The 16324-nt window shown below is 62.4% G+C and carries 16 protein-coding genes; 4 read left to right on the top strand and 12 right to left on the bottom strand.

The window, feature by feature from the left end; translation table 11 throughout:
• Positions 1-148: 148 nt before the first annotated feature.
• From HGQ17_RS04440 to HGQ17_RS04390, 11 genes are all read right to left on the bottom strand, one after another.
• Positions 149-940 carry an ABC transporter ATP-binding protein gene (locus tag HGQ17_RS04440; RefSeq protein ID WP_168886746.1) on the bottom strand — a complete coding sequence of 264 codons (792 nt, stop codon included), beginning with the start codon at positions 938-940 and terminating at the stop codon, positions 149-151.
• Position 941: 1 nt separating this feature from the next.
• On the bottom strand, positions 942-1898 hold the full coding sequence (locus HGQ17_RS04435; protein ID WP_168886745.1) for an ABC transporter permease: 957 nt from the start codon (positions 1896-1898) through the stop codon (positions 942-944).
• Entirely contained in the window at positions 1895-2941 is a 1047-nt protein-coding gene (locus tag HGQ17_RS04430) for an ABC transporter substrate-binding protein (protein WP_168886744.1), read from the bottom strand. Before HGQ17_RS04430 ends, HGQ17_RS04435 begins: the two co-directional genes overlap by 4 nt.
• Before the next feature lie 205 nt (positions 2942-3146).
• The gene (locus tag HGQ17_RS04425) at positions 3147-4532 is read right to left on the bottom strand and encodes an NAD-dependent succinate-semialdehyde dehydrogenase (protein ID WP_168886743.1); all 1386 of its coding nucleotides are present in this window, start codon (positions 4530-4532) and stop codon (positions 3147-3149) included.
• Positions 4532-6433 (bottom strand): FAD-binding monooxygenase, encoded by a 1902-nt coding sequence (locus tag HGQ17_RS04420; protein ID WP_168886773.1) that lies wholly within the window; start codon positions 6431-6433, stop codon positions 4532-4534. Before HGQ17_RS04420 ends, HGQ17_RS04425 begins: the two co-directional genes overlap by 1 nt.
• Positions 6433-7224, bottom strand: a complete 792-nt coding sequence (locus HGQ17_RS04415) for an HpcH/HpaI aldolase family protein (RefSeq protein WP_168886742.1) — start codon at positions 7222-7224, stop codon at positions 6433-6435. The genes HGQ17_RS04420 and HGQ17_RS04415 overlap by 1 nt, the downstream gene beginning before the upstream one ends.
• On the bottom strand, positions 7209-7994 hold the full coding sequence (hpaH, locus tag HGQ17_RS04410) for a 2-oxo-hept-4-ene-1,7-dioate hydratase (protein ID WP_168886741.1): 786 nt from the start codon (positions 7992-7994) through the stop codon (positions 7209-7211). The genes HGQ17_RS04415 and hpaH overlap by 16 nt, the downstream gene beginning before the upstream one ends.
• 8 nt (positions 7995-8002) lie before the next feature.
• Positions 8003-9103: a 3,4-dihydroxyphenylacetate 2,3-dioxygenase gene (hpaD, locus tag HGQ17_RS04405; protein WP_168886740.1), complete on the bottom strand. Its 1101-nt coding sequence runs from the start codon at positions 9101-9103 to the stop codon at positions 8003-8005.
• Position 9104: 1 nt separating this feature from the next.
• Positions 9105-10619 carry a 5-carboxymethyl-2-hydroxymuconate semialdehyde dehydrogenase gene (gene hpaE, locus HGQ17_RS04400; protein WP_168886739.1) on the bottom strand — a complete coding sequence of 505 codons (1515 nt, stop codon included), beginning with the start codon at positions 10617-10619 and terminating at the stop codon, positions 9105-9107.
• The gene (locus HGQ17_RS04395) at positions 10616-11254 is read right to left on the bottom strand and encodes a GntR family transcriptional regulator (protein WP_168886738.1); all 639 of its coding nucleotides are present in this window, start codon (positions 11252-11254) and stop codon (positions 10616-10618) included. The genes hpaE and HGQ17_RS04395 overlap by 4 nt, the downstream gene beginning before the upstream one ends.
• 4 nt (positions 11255-11258) lie before the next feature.
• Positions 11259-12764, bottom strand: a complete 1506-nt coding sequence (locus tag HGQ17_RS04390) for a fumarylacetoacetate hydrolase family protein (protein ID WP_168886737.1) — start codon at positions 12762-12764, stop codon at positions 11259-11261.
• A gap of 134 nt (positions 12765-12898) precedes the next feature.
• Between HGQ17_RS04390 and HGQ17_RS04385 the strand changes: the two genes are divergently transcribed.
• From HGQ17_RS04385 to HGQ17_RS04370, 4 genes are all read left to right on the top strand, one after another.
• On the top strand, positions 12899-13045 hold the full coding sequence (locus HGQ17_RS04385; RefSeq protein ID WP_168886736.1) for a hypothetical protein: 147 nt from the start codon (positions 12899-12901) through the stop codon (positions 13043-13045).
• Positions 13046-13048: 3 nt separating this feature from the next.
• Positions 13049-13354 (top strand): hypothetical protein, encoded by a 306-nt coding sequence (locus tag HGQ17_RS04380; RefSeq protein ID WP_168886735.1) that lies wholly within the window; start codon positions 13049-13051, stop codon positions 13352-13354.
• Positions 13297-13935: a TetR/AcrR family transcriptional regulator gene (locus HGQ17_RS04375; protein WP_168886734.1), complete on the top strand. Its 639-nt coding sequence runs from the start codon at positions 13297-13299 to the stop codon at positions 13933-13935. Before HGQ17_RS04380 ends, HGQ17_RS04375 begins: the two co-directional genes overlap by 58 nt.
• Positions 13936-14011: 76 nt before the next feature.
• Positions 14012-15421 (top strand): aldehyde dehydrogenase family protein, encoded by a 1410-nt coding sequence (locus tag HGQ17_RS04370; RefSeq protein ID WP_168886733.1) that lies wholly within the window; start codon positions 14012-14014, stop codon positions 15419-15421.
• A 1-nt stretch (position 15422) separates the two neighbouring features.
• Here the strand turns inward: HGQ17_RS04370 and HGQ17_RS04365 are convergent, their stop codons facing one another.
• Complete coding sequence (locus HGQ17_RS04365; RefSeq protein WP_168886732.1) at positions 15423-16322, bottom strand: LysR family transcriptional regulator; 900 nt, start codon at positions 16320-16322, stop codon at positions 15423-15425.
• Between the last annotated feature and the right edge of the window lie 2 nt (positions 16323-16324).

The raw sequence follows: 16324 nt of genomic DNA, 5'->3' as shown, positions 1-16324 counted from the left end.
CCAACCTCTGGGCACTCTGTAGACGCCACCATCGGCTCAAATCCCACGGCTACCTCCCACCACCGAATGCGGACCCACCTGGGGACAGCCTCGACAACAGGCCTCGCGCTAAAGCAGCCTGAGCACTGGGAATCTCCGACCTCAGCCGTTACTGCAGCATCGTCTTGTCATCAAGGGCTACTCCCTTGATTTTGGCGAACTCCGCCAAGAGGTCCTCCGGCGATAGCTTCACCTTCTCCTCCTGGCTGACATCCAGGATGATCCGGCCCTCATGCATCATGATCAACCGGTTGCCCACCTCCAAGGCCTGAGCCATATTGTGGGTGACCATCAGGGTAGTCAGTTGCTGCTCCTGAACAACCTTCTTGGTTAGCCGAGTCACCAATTCCGCTCGCTGGGGGTCCAAGGCCGCCGTATGCTCATCCAGCAGCAGAATCTTCGGCTGCGAGAATGTGGCCATCAGCAGGCTCAGCGCCTGCCGCTGCCCCCCGGAGAGCAGTCCCACCTTCGTCTTGAGCCGGTTCTCCAATCCCAGTTCCAAGACCTCCAGCTCACGGGAGAAACGCTCCCGCTTCGCTTTGCTCACGCCCAGACCCAACCCCCTAGCCCTGCCACGTTTATCGGCAAGAGCCAAGTTCTCCTCAATAGTGAGGTTCGGGCTGGTGCCGGCCATGGGGTCCTGAAACACCCGCCCCACCTGGGCAGCACGCTGATGTTCCTTGAGTTTGGAGACATTGCGACCATCAAGTTCCACCACGCCGGTGTCCTGGACGATGCGCCCGGCGACGGTGTTGAGCACAGTGGACTTACCCGCACCATTGGAACCGATGACCGTAACGAAGTCGCCTGCAGCCAGCTGCAGATCCACATCCACAAGGGCACGGCGTTCATTGACCGTACCGGGAAAGAAAGTCTTGGAGACTGCATTGACGTTCAACATCTCAACCCACCTTGTTTCCCTGAGCATTGCTGCTCGGCACCTTGGCCTCCGATGTCAGCGTGGCCTCTGCTGCAGCATCCAAAGCCGAACGTCCCTTACGCCAACTGGCGATCCTGCGGAAGCCCTTCCACTGCGGCAGCAGCAGCGCCGCAATCACCAGCAGAGCAGACATCAGCTTCATATCGTTGGGGTTCAGGCCCGCGTTCAGCGCCAGCTGAATTGCCAGCCGGTAGATCACCGCGCCAAGCACAACGGCCATCGTGGCCTGAATGACCAGACGCGTTCCAAAGATCGCCTGTCCCACGATCACAGAGGCAAGACCCACCAGAATCAGGCCGATGCCCATACCGATATCGGCGAAACCCTGATGCTGGGCCACTACAGCACCGGCCAGGCCCACCAGTCCGTTCGAAAGCATCAAACCGATAATCTTCATCCGGTCCGTTGAAACAGCGAAGGACCGGATCATCTGTTCGTTATCACCTGTTGCCTGCAGGGCCAATCCCGCATCAGTGTGCAGGAACCAGTCCAGGATCACTTTGAACACCAGGGCCATGGCTACCAACACAGCCACCGAGGTCCACCCCGTGCCGACAAACTCGCGCAGGGTAGAGATCACTGTGTCCTCCCCCAGCAGGGGGATATTGGCCCCACCCATAATCCGCAAGTTGATCGAGTACAGCCCGATCATAGTTAGGATCCCGGCCAACAGCCCGTTGATATTTCCCTTGGTGTGCAGCAGCCCGGTGATCAGCCCCGCCAGGGCGCCGACTAGGAATGCCACGGCCGTGGCCAGGAAAGGATTGACCTCATTGACGATCAGAATGGCTGCGGTGGCCGCACCGGAGGTGAACGAACCGTCAACTGTCAGGTCCGGGAAGTTCAGGATCCTGAAGGTGAGGTACACCCCCAGCGCGACTATCGCATAGATCAGTCCGAGTTCTAATGCGGTGATCATTCTTCTTCGTCGTCGCCCTCTCCGGCTTCAGACGGATCCAGGGGCTCCTCATCAACACCGACGACAACGTCGGCCCGCTCAACCAAGTCATCACTGAGCTCGATGCCCATGGCCTCTGCAGCCTCCGGGTTGACGGTCAGCTCGAGATCGGACTGAGTCTCCACCGGCATGCTGGCCGGGTCCTCCCCGTCGACCAGGATCCGGATGGCCATCTCCCCTGCCTGATAACCCAGCTGGGTGTAGTCAATGCCGTAGGTGGCCACTGCCCCGCGGAGCACCGAATCTGCCTCCGCTGCAATGATCGGAACATCGTTCTGCTGTCCATACTGAAGGACTGCTTCCAGTGCGGAGACCACTGCATTGTCGGTGGGCACGTAGATGGCGTCCACGTTCAGGGACTCCACGCCCTGCTGCACCTCCGCAGATGCCGAAACTGTGGCCTCCTGAACTTCAAGGCCCAGCTCTGCAGCTGCTTCGTTCAACATATCCACCTGGACCTGGGAGTTGGTCTCGCCCGAGGAGTAGACAACACCGACAGCCTCCACTTCGGGGACGATCTCCTGGAGCAGCTCCAGCTGCTCGGCCACCGGGTTCATATCCGAGGCACCGGTGATGTTCCCACCGGGCTCATCCCAGGAGTCCACCAACCCGGCTTCCTCGGGATCCGTCACCGAGGAGAAGACGATGGGTGCATCGGTGATCTGCTGAGCCGCTGCCTGAGATGTGGGAGTAGCGATGGAGTGGATGAGGTCGAGATCGGCGGTGGCGAAAGTCCCGGCGATATTCGAGGCAGTAGCCTGCTCGCCCTGAGCATTCTGTTCATCCCATTCGACCTCAATATCGGCATCCTCAAAAGCGGCCTTGAACCCCTCCCGCGCGTTGTCCAGGGCCGGGTGGGAGACAATCTGGGTTATGCCGATGGAATAGCTGTCAGCGGCTTCCCCGCCGTTGCCATCGTCGCTGTCGCCGTTGCAGGCGGTCAGCAGCAGGGCTGATGCGGCCAGAGCCGCCGTGAACCGGATAGGTGAACCGGATGCTTTCATGGTTTCCTCCTTGAGACTGCCTCAATACTGAATGAGCGGTCGGTAAGCCGCGCAGTTTCCGCGATGCGAAAATAGTGGCCACAAGCCGCCCAGGGTGATGCGAGATAGATACTTAGAAAACCTCGTCTACGTGATGCAGATCACTCTGGGTATGATTTTAGCAGACTTACCGACCGATCAGTTAGTAATCCCAGGAGGGCCGTGGCTAGGACCAGTCGACGCTGAGGTACTGAACCTCGGTGAATTCCTCGATTCCCCAGTGGCCGCCTTCACGGCCGATACCGGCCTGCTTGACGCCGCCAAAGGGTGCTGAGGGATCGGAGACGATACCGCGGTTGATACCGACCATGCCGGCCTCCAGGCGCTCACCGATCTTCATCGCTGCCTTCAGATCTCCGGCATAAACGTAGGAGGAGAGCCCAACTTCGGCGTCATTGGCCAGCGGAATCAGCTCCTCGAGGTCATCCCAAACGACCACCGGAGCCACTGGGCCGAAGATCTCCTCATGCAGGATCGCAGCATCCTGGGGTACTCCGGTTAGCAGGGTCGGTGCCACATAGGCATCCCCTGCACCATCGGGCAACTGAGCCTGAGCAGAAATCTCTGCACCCTGGTCCACCGCACCCTGAATGAGCTCCCGGATCTCCGAACCCGCCTTGGCGTGGATCATCGGACCGATATCGGTACCGGTTGCCGGGTCCCCCACGCTCATCGCTGAGATCTTCTCTCCGAACTTCTGGGTGAAGGCCTCCACTGCATCGCGGTGCACATAGAAGCGGTTGGCAGCAGTACAGGCCTGCCCACCATTGCGGAACTTAGCGACCATCGCACCAGCCACGGCAGCATCAATATCGGCATCCCCGGTCACGATGAACGGGGCATTGCCGCCCAGCTCCATCGAAGCGTTGACCACCCGCTTGGAGCATTCGGCCAATAGAGTCCGCCCCACTGCAGTGGAACCGGTGAAGGAGAGCTTCTTGACTCGGTCATCGGCCAGAACTGCCGGCACTACATCCCGGGTCGCAGTGGTGGTTGCCACCTGCACGGCATCCTCAGGCACACCAGCCGCATGCAGGATCTCAGTGATCGCCACCGCGGTCAGTGGAGTCTCCCGGGCCGGTTTGAGCACCACCGTGCAACCAGCGGCCAGAGCGGGACCGATCTTGCGGGTGGCCATCGCTGCCGGGAAATTCCACGGGGTGATCAGCAGGGCCACACCCACCGGATGCCGGGTGACCACATTGCGCACTCCCCCGGCCGGGGCGGTGGTGTACTCACCGTCGAGCCGCACTGCCTCCTCGGCATACCAGCGGAAGAACTCCGCGGCATATTTGATCTCCGCCTCGGCATCAGCCTGAGACTTACCGTTCTCGGCGACCACAATATCGCGCAGTCGCTCGAGATCGGCGATCATCCGGCTGTAGGCATTCTGCAGAATCTCAGCCCGGCGCCTCGGCGGGACCTCCCGCCATTCGGCAAAGGCCTTATGGGCCCGGCCGACCTGCTCGATAACGGCAGCCGAATCCAGATCGGCGACATTGCCGATCACGTCATCGGTGGCTGGATTGGTGACATCAAAGGTGGTGCTCATTATGCACTCCGATCTGGGTCAAGGAAGATGCCGTTGAAGAACTCCGCCAACTCTGCGGTAGCAGTCAACGGCAAAACATGCGCCACGTACTGGTCAGGCCGGACGACGACGACGGCGCCATCGCGGCTGATCCCTCGCTCCTCAAAAATATCCGTCTGCGGGTGAATACCGAAGACATCGTTGTAGTAGGTCAGCCTAAAGGGACCGACCTTCGGTTTGAAGACCTCGGGGACAGCACTGATATCAACCTCGGGGTGTTTCTGCTGATAGATCACCTTGGTGTCGAAGATCGCGTCATCGTCTCCATCAGCAGGAGTGAAGCGCACCACCGGTGACTCCGGAGCAGTCTTCAGCCACTCGGCCCACCGGCTCAGCTTGGAGTCCTCACCGGCTGCCGGAGCATCGGCGAAGGCGTAGATCCGCCAGCGTCCGTCGGCGGTGGCGAGATGACCCAGGTGAAGCGGATTGCCATCACAGACCCGGGAGACCTCCGCAGATTTGAACCGCTTGCCCACGGTCCACCCCTCCGCCAGCTCCTGGTGTTCAGCGGTGCCGGTGATCACCGAGGGCTTGTACTCGGTCATAAATCCAGCGGGGAACTCGAAGGTCTTGACGTAGAAGTCCTCCAGAACCGAAGGGTCTTCCATCTCCTCAGGCTTCTTAGCCATCAGGGTGGACCATTCCTTATCGAAGTCGATGAGGTTCTGGGCCACCTCCTGCCGCTCCTCCGAGTAGGTGCTCAACAGAGCTTCGGGGCTGCGTCCGGTGACCACCTGGCCCAGTTTCCAACCCAGGTTGAAGCCATCCTGCATGGAGACGTTCATGCCCTGACCGGCCTTGGCGCTATGGGTATGGCAGGCATCCCCGGCGATGAAGACCCGTGGGGTGCGTTCACCGGTGAGGTCCTCGGGGACATCGTCGAATTTATCGGTGACCCGATGGCCGACCTCGTAGACACTGTGCCAGGCCACATGCCGGACCTCGAGGGTGTAGGGGTGAATGATGCTATTGGCCTTCTCGATGATGGCATCCAGACTGGTCTGGCGAACCTTGCCGCCGTCGTCGTCGGCGACTTCACCGAGGTCCACATACATCCGGAAGAGATGCCCGCCCTCACGGGGGATCAGCAGGATATTGCCGCCGGAGCGGGACTGGATGGCGCATTTGAGCCGAATATCGGGGAAATCGGTCTCGGCCAGTACATCCATCACACCCCAGGCGTGCTTGGCCGTATCTCCCTCAAGCTTCCGTCCAATACAGCGGCGCACGCGGCTGCGAGCGCCATCGGCACCCAGGACGTATTTGGCCCGGACGATCCGTTCCCGGCTCTCGTATTTCCCAGTGTGGTGCCGGACGGTGACCTCAACGGGGTAGTCCGGATCCTCAGTGACTTTGAGGTCGAGGAACTCCACCCCGTAATCGGGGGTGATGCGTGAGGCCGAACGCCCCATGAACTCGTTAAAGTAGTCCAGCACCCGGGCCTGGTTGACGATCAGATGCGGGAACTCGCTGATGCCGTGCTCATCGTCGAGCGGGCGGGAGGTCCGGACAATATGGTCGGGGTTATCCGGATTGGGCTTCCAGAAGGCCATTTCGGTGATCCGGTAGGCCTCATTGGTGATCTCATCGGCGAAGCCGAATGCCTGGAAGGTCTCCACGCTGCGGGCCTGAATGCCATCGGCCTGACCGACCTCCAGACGCCCGGGGCGCTGTTCGATGATCCGGGTGTGCACCTCGGGGTACTGGGAGAGCTGAGCGGCGGTGATCATTCCGGCCGGTCCGGTTCCCACGATCAGGACATCCATCTCATCGGGGAGGTCCGCTGGGCGGTCCTTGCCGATGCCGGCCGGGGCCTGGTTGCGCGGATCCCCGGTGACATAACCGTGGTGGTGGAAGTGCATCATTGCTCCTTCGGCTGTTCAGGAATGTAATCCGCGGCGAGTTTCTCCGAACCGCGGGCGATGAGGGCGACGTCGGCCCCGACCAGGACATAGGAGGCCCCTGCGGCCACATAGTCCTGGGCTGCCTGGGGGTCGAAGGCGTTGACCCCTGCGGGTTTGCCGGCGGCGGTGACGGCAGTGAAGGCGTCTTTGACCTTGGCGATCACATCGGGGTGGGTCTGCTGGCCGATCAGCCCCATGGAGGCAGCAAGATCGCTGGGGCCGCAGAAGACTCCGTCGATCCCCTCGACGGCGGCGATCTCAGCGGCGTTGCTGATCCCTTCGGCGGTTTCGATCTGCACGAAGACCGAGACATGCTCAGCACCGTTCTGCAGGTACTGGGGCACCCGGTTCCAGCGGGCCGAGCGTGCCAGGGCACTGCCCACACCGCGGACACCGGCCGGTGGGTACTGCGCCATGGCGGCGACCTCACGGGCCTGCTCTGCGGTGGAGACCATGGGCACCAGGATGTTCTGGGCACCGAGGTCCAGGACCTGTTTGACGGTCACAGTCTCCCCCACCGGGACACGCACCACTGGAGTGGAGCCATAGCCGGAGACGGCATGCAGATGGGCGAGCACGGATTCCAGACCGTTGGGGGCATGCTCCATATCGATGAGCAGCCAGTCCAGACCCGCCCCGGCCATGATCTCGGCAGCAACCGGAGAGCCGGAGCAGATCCAGCCGCCGAAGAGAGTGCGGTCTGCGGAGCTGATCTGCTCCCGCAGGGTTGGTTCTAGTCGAAGCGGCATGTCACCGTCCCCAGGTTTCCGTAGTCGCAGATCACGGTGTCACCGGCGTTGACCCACATCGGGCGGGTGAAGGATCCCGCGAGGATGATCTCCCCGGGAGCCAGGGAGTCACCGTGCTGGCTGAGCTTATTGGCCAGCCAGACCACACCATTGGCGGGGTGGTTCAGCACGGCGGCGGCGACCCCGGTCTCCTCGATGGTCTCGTTGCGGTAGAGCAGCGCGGAGGCCCAGCGGAGGTCGGTCTCATGGGGTTTCACTGGGTTTCCGCCGTAGACCATGGCGCCCATGGCGGCGTTATCGCTGATGGTGTCAACGATGGTCCGGCCCTTCATCTCGATCCTGCTGGAGAGGATCTCCAGGGCGGGGATGACGTAGTCGGTGGCTGCCATAACGTCGAAGACGGTCACATCGGGGCCGCTGAGCTCCTTGCCGAGCACAAAGGCCAGTTCCACCTCGATACGCACATTGGAGAACTTGCTGTGTTCGATCACCGAGCCGTTTTCGTAGACCATATCGGCGAAGATCGCCCCATAGTCGGGTTCGGTGATACCGGTGGCATCCTGCATGACCTTTGAGGTCAGACCGATCTTTCGGCCCACTGGCTTGCGTCCTGCCTCGATTCCGCGGCGGCGCCATTCGTTCTGCACCGCATAGGAGTCCTCAATGGTCATCTCCGGATGCCGTGCAGTCAGCAGCGGGACGGTGCTGCGGTTCTTCTCCGCATCTGCGAGCTCATCGGCGATGGCGGTGATGGTTTCTTGGGAGAGCATGGGTGTCCTTAGAGCTGGTGTCCGAGCTTGTATTCGCCCTGTTTGTATTCGGGCATGGAGTCCTCGCCGTCCTCCTTGCGGGTGTAGGAGAACCCGTCGGCGCCGATGGTGACCTCCATCTCTGAGCTGTCGGTGCGCTCAGTGGTGGGGATCGGGTTGCCGTCGAGGTCCAGCACGGTGGATGCCTCGGTGTACCAGGAGGGCACTACAGGGTTGCCCCACCAGTCGCGGCGCTGGTTGTCGTGGACATCCCAGGTCACCCGGGGGTTATCTGGGTCCCCGGTGTAGTAGTCCTGGGTGTAGATCTCCACCCGGTGCCCATCGGGGTCGCGCAGGTAGAGGTAGAAGGCATTGGAGACTCCGTGCCGTCCGGGACCGCGCTCGATGGCGTCGGAGAGCCGCAGGGCGCCGAGCTTGTCACAGATGGCCAGGATGTTGTGCTTCTCGTGGGTAGCGAAGGCCACATGGTGCATCCGCGGCCCGGCCCCGCCGGTCATTGCGGTGTCGTGCACGGTCGGTTTGCGGCGCATCCAGGCGGCGTAGGTGGTTCCTTCCTCGTCCTGGATGTCCTCGGTGACCCGGAAGCCGAGGTCTTCCATATGGGCCACGGCCTTGGGCACATCGGGGAAGACCTGGTTGAAGTGGTCCAGCCGTACCAGGGTTCCGGGGGTGTGCAGGTCGTAGCGCCAGGCCAGGCGCTCGACGTGGTCGACCTCGTAGAAGAACTCCAGGGGGAAGCCGAGCGGGTCCTGGACACGGACGGCCTCGCCGATGCCTTTGAGGAATCCGTCCTTGCTCCTGCGCACCGGGCAGCCGAGTTCGGTGTAGAAGGCCTCAGCCTTATCCAGTTCCTCGGGGCTGCGCACCCGGTAGGCGAAGGCGGCCACTGCCGGTTCGGGGCCCTGGCGGAGCACCAGGTTGTGGTGGATGAACTCCTCCATCGAGCGCAGGTAGATGACGTCCTCGTCCTCTGCGGTGACCACCAGGTTCAGCACGTCCACGTAGAAGTCACGGGAACGGGCGAGGTCGGTGACCACCAGTTCCATATAGGCGCACCGGAGTACGTCTGGAGCCGGCGACGACGGCGTGGGAATGCGGTTTTCTGTCATATCAAGCGTCCTTGCTCTTTCCGAAGATGGGGTTGTGGACCTCGCCGAGGTTGATGTGCACGGCCTGCTGGTCGGTGTAGAAGTCGATGGAGCGGTAGCCGCCCTCGTGGCCCAGGCCGGAGGCTTTGACTCCGCCGAAGGGGGTGCGCAGGTCGCGGACGTTATTGGAGTTCAGCCAGACCATGCCGGCCTCCACGGCCTGGGCGAAGTTATGGGAGCGCTTGAGGTCATTGGTCCAGACATAGGCGGCCAGACCGTATTTGGTGTTATTGGCCAGCTCAAGGGCTTCTTCCTCAGTGTCGAAAGGCGTGATGGCGACGACGGGGCCGAAGATCTCCTCCTGGAAGATCCGGGCCTCGGGCGGGACATCGGCGAAGACAGTGGGGGCGATGAAGTTGCCCTGTTCGAAGCCTTCGGGGCGTCCGCCGCCGGCGACCAGGCGTCCTTCGGTCTTACCCAGTTCCACATAGCTGTGGACCTTTTCGAAATGTTCGGGGTGCACCAGGGCGCCGACCTCTGTTTCGGGCTCATGCGGGAAGCCGACTTTTACCCGCTTGGCCTGGGCGGCATAGCGCTCGACGAACTCGTCGTAGATGCTGCGTTCGACCAGGATTCGCGAGCCGGCGGTGCAGCGTTCCCCGTTGAGGGAGAAGACACCGAAGATGGTGGCGTTGATGGCGGCTTCCAGGTCTGCATCGGCGAAGACGATGGCCGGGGATTTGCCGCCCAGCTCCATGGAGAGGCCCTTGAGCCAGGGGGCGGCGTTGCCGAAGATCAGCTGACCAGTCTTGGACTCACCGGTGAAGGAGATCAGCGGGACCTCGGGGTGCTTGACCAGTGCGTCACCGGCTTCCTCACCGATGCCGTTGACCAGGTTGAACACGCCCTTGGGCAGACCGGCCTCTTCGAAGATTCCGGCCCACAGTCCGGCCGAGAGCGGGGTGAACTCGGCGGGCTTGAGCACCACGGAGTTGCCGGTGGCGATGGCCGGGGCCAGTTTCCAGCTCTCCAGCATGAAGGGGGTGTTCCAGGGGGTGATCAGACCGGCAACACCGATGGGCTTGCGGTTGACGTAGTTGATCTGCCGGCCGGGGACTTTGAAGGTGTCATCGGCCTGGGCGACGATGAGATCGGCGAAGAACCGGAAGTTCTCAGCAGCACGGCGGCCCTGGCTGCGGGCCTGGGTGATGGGCAGACCGGTGTCGAAGGTCTCCAGTTCAGCCAGTCGGGCCCCGCGCTCTTCGACGATATCGGCGATCTTATGCAGCACTCGGGAGCGTTCCCGGGGCAGGGCAGAGGACCAGGAGCCCTCGTCGAAGGCACGCTGTGCGGCTTCGACGGCGCGGTCGATATCGGCCTTCTTACCGGCTGCGGCCTTGATGTAGGCCTCATTGGTGACCGGGTTCAGAACGTCGAAGGTGTCGCCGTCGGCGGAGTCGACGAATTCGCCGTCGATGTAGTGCTGGATGCGCTCGGGCAGTTCAGCCGGGACGGGGATCTGGTACTGCTGTGTCATCGGTGCTTCTCCTTTAAGGCTTCAACGGTGCGCCATTTGTGCTGGCGGACGGTCATTTCAATCTCGGTGGGGTCTTGTTCAGTACGGATCAGCTGCAGAATCTGGTCATGTTCCTCCACGGAGCGGGCGGCCCGTTCGGGGACAAAGCTGAAAGTTGAGCTGCGCAGGCCCGCCATCCGGGACCAACCCCGGTCGACCAACATGGTGATATGCGGGTTGGGGCAGGCCTGGCAGATGGCTTTATGGAATTTCTCGTTCAGTGCGGTGAATACTGCGGGGTCGAAATCGGTGAGCATCGCCCGCATCTGATCGTTGATCGCCTGGGCCCGTTTGAGGACCTCCTCAGTGATATGCGGGAGGGCCAAAGCGGTGGCCGCACCTTCCAGAACCCCGAGAGTTTGCATGGTGTCGACGTATTCACCCTCATTGACCATGGCCACCCGGGCGCCGACATTGCGTTCGAACTCCACGAGCCCCTCGGCTTCCAGCCGCCGGATGGCCTCACGGACCGGCACCGTGCTGACCCCGAGTTCGGCGGCGATGCTGCTGAGCACCAGCCGGTATCCGGGGTTGAACTCCCGGGAGAGGATCCGTTCTCGGATCCAGTCGTAGGTCAGCTCGGATTTACTGGTCATGTGCTCAGGCCCCGCCCTGCTCGGCCTCGTATTTGGCCCGCCATTCCTTATTCATCGGGAAGACCTCGGCAATGGGTGCGCCTTCTTTGACCCGGTCGGCAACCCAAGCGTCCTCTGCCTCCTTGCCCTGGGCGGCCTCGACGACCTCCTCGGCCAGCTGCGGCGGGATGACCAGTACGCCGTCGTCGTCGCCGACGATGATGTCACCGGGCTGGACAGTTGCCCCACCGCAGGCAATGGTGAGGTCGGTGTCCCAGGGCACGTGCTTACGGCCCAGCACAGCGGGGTGAGCTCCGACAGTGAAGACCGGGAGATCGATTTCGGCGACGGTGGCGTAGTCGCGGACTCCCCCATCGGTGACCACACCGGCTGCCCCACGGGCCTGGGCGCGAAGGGCGAGGATGTCACCGAGTGTTCCGGAGCCGGTCTCCCCGCGGGCTTCGATCACGATGACCTCGTCCTCGGCCACGGAGTCGAAGGCCTGCTTCTGGGCGTTGAAACCGCCGCCGTGGGTTTTGAAGAGGTCCTCACGGTTGGGGACAAAGCGCAGGGTCTTGGCTACTCCGACCAGTTTGGTGCCCGGCCGGGTGGGGCGTACGCCGTCGATGGCGACGTTATTGAGTCCCCGTTTGCGCAGTTCCTGGGCGATTCCGGCCACCGGGGTCTCGATGAGCTTGGCCTTCAGCTCAGGGGTGAGCGCTGTGCCCTGTTCGGGCAGACCGGCTGCTTCCCGGGAACCCCATGCTTCTTCGCGCTGGAGGTCGTTGACCACCGGCGTTGCACCTAGTTCGGGGTCGAAGTCGCCGGTGCCTTCGGTGACGGTGGTGACGAGCCGACCGCTGCTGAGACCTTTGGCCGGGACATCGACCTCAATTTCGATGGTGTCACCGGGGGCAGCCACGGAGGCTCCGGCGGGAGTGCCGGTGAGGATGACATCGCCGGGTTTGAGGGTCAGGTGCTGGGAGAGGTCTGCGATCAGCTGGGCGAAGGGGAAGATCATCCCGGCTGTGGTGTCCTCCTGGACCAGGTTGCCGTTCTTCCAGGTGCGCAGGCGCAGGCTTTCGGGGTCGACCCCGGCTGCTTCGATCAACTCCGGACCCAGCGGGGTGTAGCCGTCACGGCCTTTATTGCGGACATTGGAGCCTTTATCCGCCCCGCGGAGGTCATAGAGCCCCCAGTCATTGGCAGCGGTCACGGCCTGAACGTGGCCCCATGCCAACTCCTGGGAAACATTGCGGGCCTCGGTCCCGATGACCAGGGCAATTTCACCTTCGAAGGCCAGCAGCTCTGTGCCGGCGGGACGCTCCACGGAATCGCCGGAGGCTGCCACGGAGCTGGCCGGTTTGAAGAAATAGGAGGGGACTTTGGGTCGGCGTCCGCGTTCTGCGGCTCGGGATTCGTAGCTGATGTGTACGGCAATGATCTTGCCGGGGTTCTGCAGCGGATTGGCGCCTATTGTCACCGTGGACCTCCTCGTCCGATCAGGATCGTATTTTGGATCGTATATCATCCTGCACCCCTGGACAAGGGTTTTTGTGACACCGAACACGCGACCCCTTTACTTCAATCGTGATGCGTGCCACACTCAAGCTAACCCTTTTTGAGCGTTTGCTCAATATTCGGGTGTTGCTCGCAGGAGGACTCATGCACAAGACCAGGGGTGTGCTGCTCAGCAAGATCGGCCCCAGTGGTTCTGTATTGAAGATCCGCCCGCCGCTGGCCCTGCGCGAAGAGCATCTGCCCACACTGCTGGGGGCCATCACCTCCGCCACTGAGGAACTGCTGGGATAACCGGTGTACCTGCGCAGGACGGCGGCTGCCCTCGGTGGCATCTCGGGACTGCTGCACCTGGTGATGCTCATCCACGGTGGCCTTGTGCTGGGTCTGGTGATGGCTGCCGCAGCAGTGGCCTGTCTGCCCTGTGCCGGCCACCTCTGGCGCAATGGTTCGGTCAAAGCCTGGACCACGGTGGGGGCGATGAACCTTGTTGAGGTGGTCCTCTGTCTGGCGGGCCTGGCGCTGAGTACGAAAGAATCTAAGTCATGCCGAAACGAGTCAACCGGGAAGCACGCCGCCAGGAGATTGTCAGCACCTATCTGAACCTCGCAGCCCGGGACGGCATGGAGGCTGCCACCACCCGGGCCCTGGCTGCTGAACTGGGCGTGGCCACCGGTGCGTTATGGCATTACTTCAAGGGCTTCGACGAGGTCCTCCATGAGGCGCTGCGCCAGATCTTCGAGGACACCAACCGCCGGGTAGCCGCCCGCACCGAGGGCCGCCAGGGCTTGGAGGCTCTGACCGAGATGCTCTCCGAGATCATTCCGGTCGAGGAGGTCACCCAGAAGGAGGCCTTCGTGGTGGTCAGCTTCTGGGGCAGGGTCCCCTCTCGGCCGGATATGGGTCAGATCCAGTCGGAGATTGTCAGGCAGTGGCATGACGACTTCTACAATCTGCTCAGCGAAGCAGCTGAGACCGGCGAGCTCGCCCCCGATGCTCCCCTGGATGAGATCAGTGATGTGATCCTCGGGCTCTGCACTGGCCTGCAGATCGAATACGCCCTGCATACCCCCCTCTCCGCCCCGGAACGCCAGTGGCGGATGCTGCGCCATACCCTGACTCCCTGGGCCACGGAGAAGGGAACCCAGGCACTGATGCACCGTCCGCACATTTCTGTGCGCTAGCGCTCAATACTTCTTCACCAGTGATGACGCATTCTAGAGATGTACATCACACTGCTCTTGAAGGAGGAGCCGGATTATGACCGTAGATACCCAGGAGCTGCTGGATCGCATACAGCCTGCCCAGGGCGGACGAGAGATCTTCGATCCTGCCACCGGCGAATTGGTCGGCCGGGCACCGGAGGCCACTGCTGAGGAGCTTGAGGACGCCGTTGCCCGCGCCAAGGCGGCCCAGCCGGGTTGGGCTGCGCGCAGCGATCAGGACCGCAGCAAGGCCCTGCATGCAGCTGCCGATGCCATCGAGACCAATGCTGAGCAGCTAGCTCATCTGCTCTCCCGGGAGCAGGGAAAACCGCTCAACGGCCCCAATGCTCGGTTCGAGGTCGGGGCCTGCGTCTCCTGGCTGCGGGCTACCGCCGAGTTCAGCCTCGAGCCGGAAACCTTGGTCGATGACGACTCGGGCAAGGCTGTTCTGCACTGGCGCCCCCTCGGCGTCGTCGGCGCCATCGGCCCGTGGAACTGGCCAATGATGATCTCCATCTGGCAGATCGCCCCTTCCCTCCGCCAGGGCAACACTGTGGTGATCAAACCCAGCGGCTACACCCCACTGAGCGTTCTGGCACTGGTGGATGTGCTCAACTCCGCGCTGCCGGCAGATGTGCTGATCGCTGTACCTGGCCGCGGTGACCTGGGTGAGAAGCTGACCAAGCACTCCGATATCGCCAAGATCATGTTCACCGGCTCCACCGCCACCGGTAAGCACATCATCAAAAATGCCGCCGATACCGTGAAGCGGATGACCATGGAGCTCGGCGGCAATGACGCCGGAATCGTGCTCGACGACGCCGACCCCAAGGCCCTGGCAGAGGACCTCTTCTGGGGAGCTTTCATCAACACCGGTCAAACCTGTGCGGCGCTGAAGCGGCTCTATGTTCCGGAATCCCTCTACGAGGAGGTCTGCGAGTCTCTCGTCGAGGTGGCCAAGAACATGCCCATGGGTGTTGGTCTGGAAGAGCAGAATGTTCTGGGCCCGCTGCAGAATAAGTCTCAGTGGGAGATTGTGGACCGACTGGTCAAGGCCGCTAAGGATTCCGGGGCCCGAGTGCTGATCGGCGGGGACCCCGAGGAGGGCGCCACCGGCTACTTCTACCCCACCACTCTGGTGGCGGATATCGACCCGGAGAACCCCCTGGTTGTTGAAGAACAGTTCGGTCCGGCCCTGCCGATTGTGAAGTACACAGACCTCGAGCAGGCCATCGAGTGGTCCAATACGCTCAATGTGGGTCTGGGTTCATCGGTGTGGTCCTCCAATCCGGAACGGGCTGAGGAGGTTGCCTCCCGCCTGGTAGCCGGCAGCACCTGGATCAATAAGCACGGGGCTATCGACCCGCGGGTTCCCTTTGGCGGAGCCAGGGAGTCTGGCTTCGGCGTGGAGTTCGGCACTCACGGCCTCAAAGAGGTCAGCCAGCCGCATGTGATCAGCCGCTGATTCAGGCCCCGAATTCGGCTATTCCGTGGTCGATCACCGCGCGTGCGCGGGCGGTGAGGGCATATTCCTGCGGCCAGGCCGCAACAGTGTTGGTCACCCCTGAACGGGGTTTCAGAGGACGGGCGAGTACTTTTCGCCCGTCCTCTGTTGTGACTGTGCTGTAGGGCCTGGCCATCAGGAGGCTGTAACCCAACCCGCGGGCGACCAGACCCCGGACCATCTCAATCGAAGGCAGCGCGGCCAGCACACTGGGAGTCAACCCCAGCTCCCGGAAAATGCGGTGGGTATGCGGGGTACTGGGGATTGAATCCAGCATGATCAGGGGTTCAGCGACGAGGTCTTCCAAGGCCACTGCCTGGCGCTCAGCCAGCCGATGACCCTCCGGCAGCACCGCCACCACCTCAGTCTCGTAGAGAGGTTCCTGCCGTAGCCCGGGCGGGAGGTCAATGTCATAGAGGAAGGCGGCATCGATATTGCGCTGATGCAGTTGGGTGACAATTTCGTCCTGAGTACCCAGGGACACCTGCAGCTGCACCTCGGGGTGGTGTCGGCTGAAGTGTTCGAATAGCGGCGGCAGCACAGTGGGCCCCAGACCGGTGAAACACCCCAAGGCCACTGGACCACGGAGCTCACCCTTACGGTTGGAGAGCGCATCACCCAGCTCAGCGGCGTTCTTCAACAGCTCCTGCGCGCGCTCAGCAAAGTACTCTCCGGCCGGGGTGAGTACATAGCCGCGGGCTTTCCGGCGGACCAGCAGCGGCTCTCCGGCGGTTTTCTCCAGTTCCGTCAGCGCGTGGGAGAGCGCCGATTCCGAGATATGCAGATGGGCGGCTGCGGCACTGAGTGTGTTGAACTCGGTCAGAGCAGTGAATAGTTCCAGCTGCCGAAGGGTGAAGGACACTG

The organism is Nesterenkonia sedimenti, from assembly GCF_012641515.1.
Lineage (GTDB): Bacteria > Actinomycetota > Actinomycetes > Actinomycetales > Micrococcaceae > Nesterenkonia > Nesterenkonia sedimenti.
Note: the sequence above shows the minus strand (reverse complement) of the source record. Positions and strands in the feature narration are given on the sequence as shown.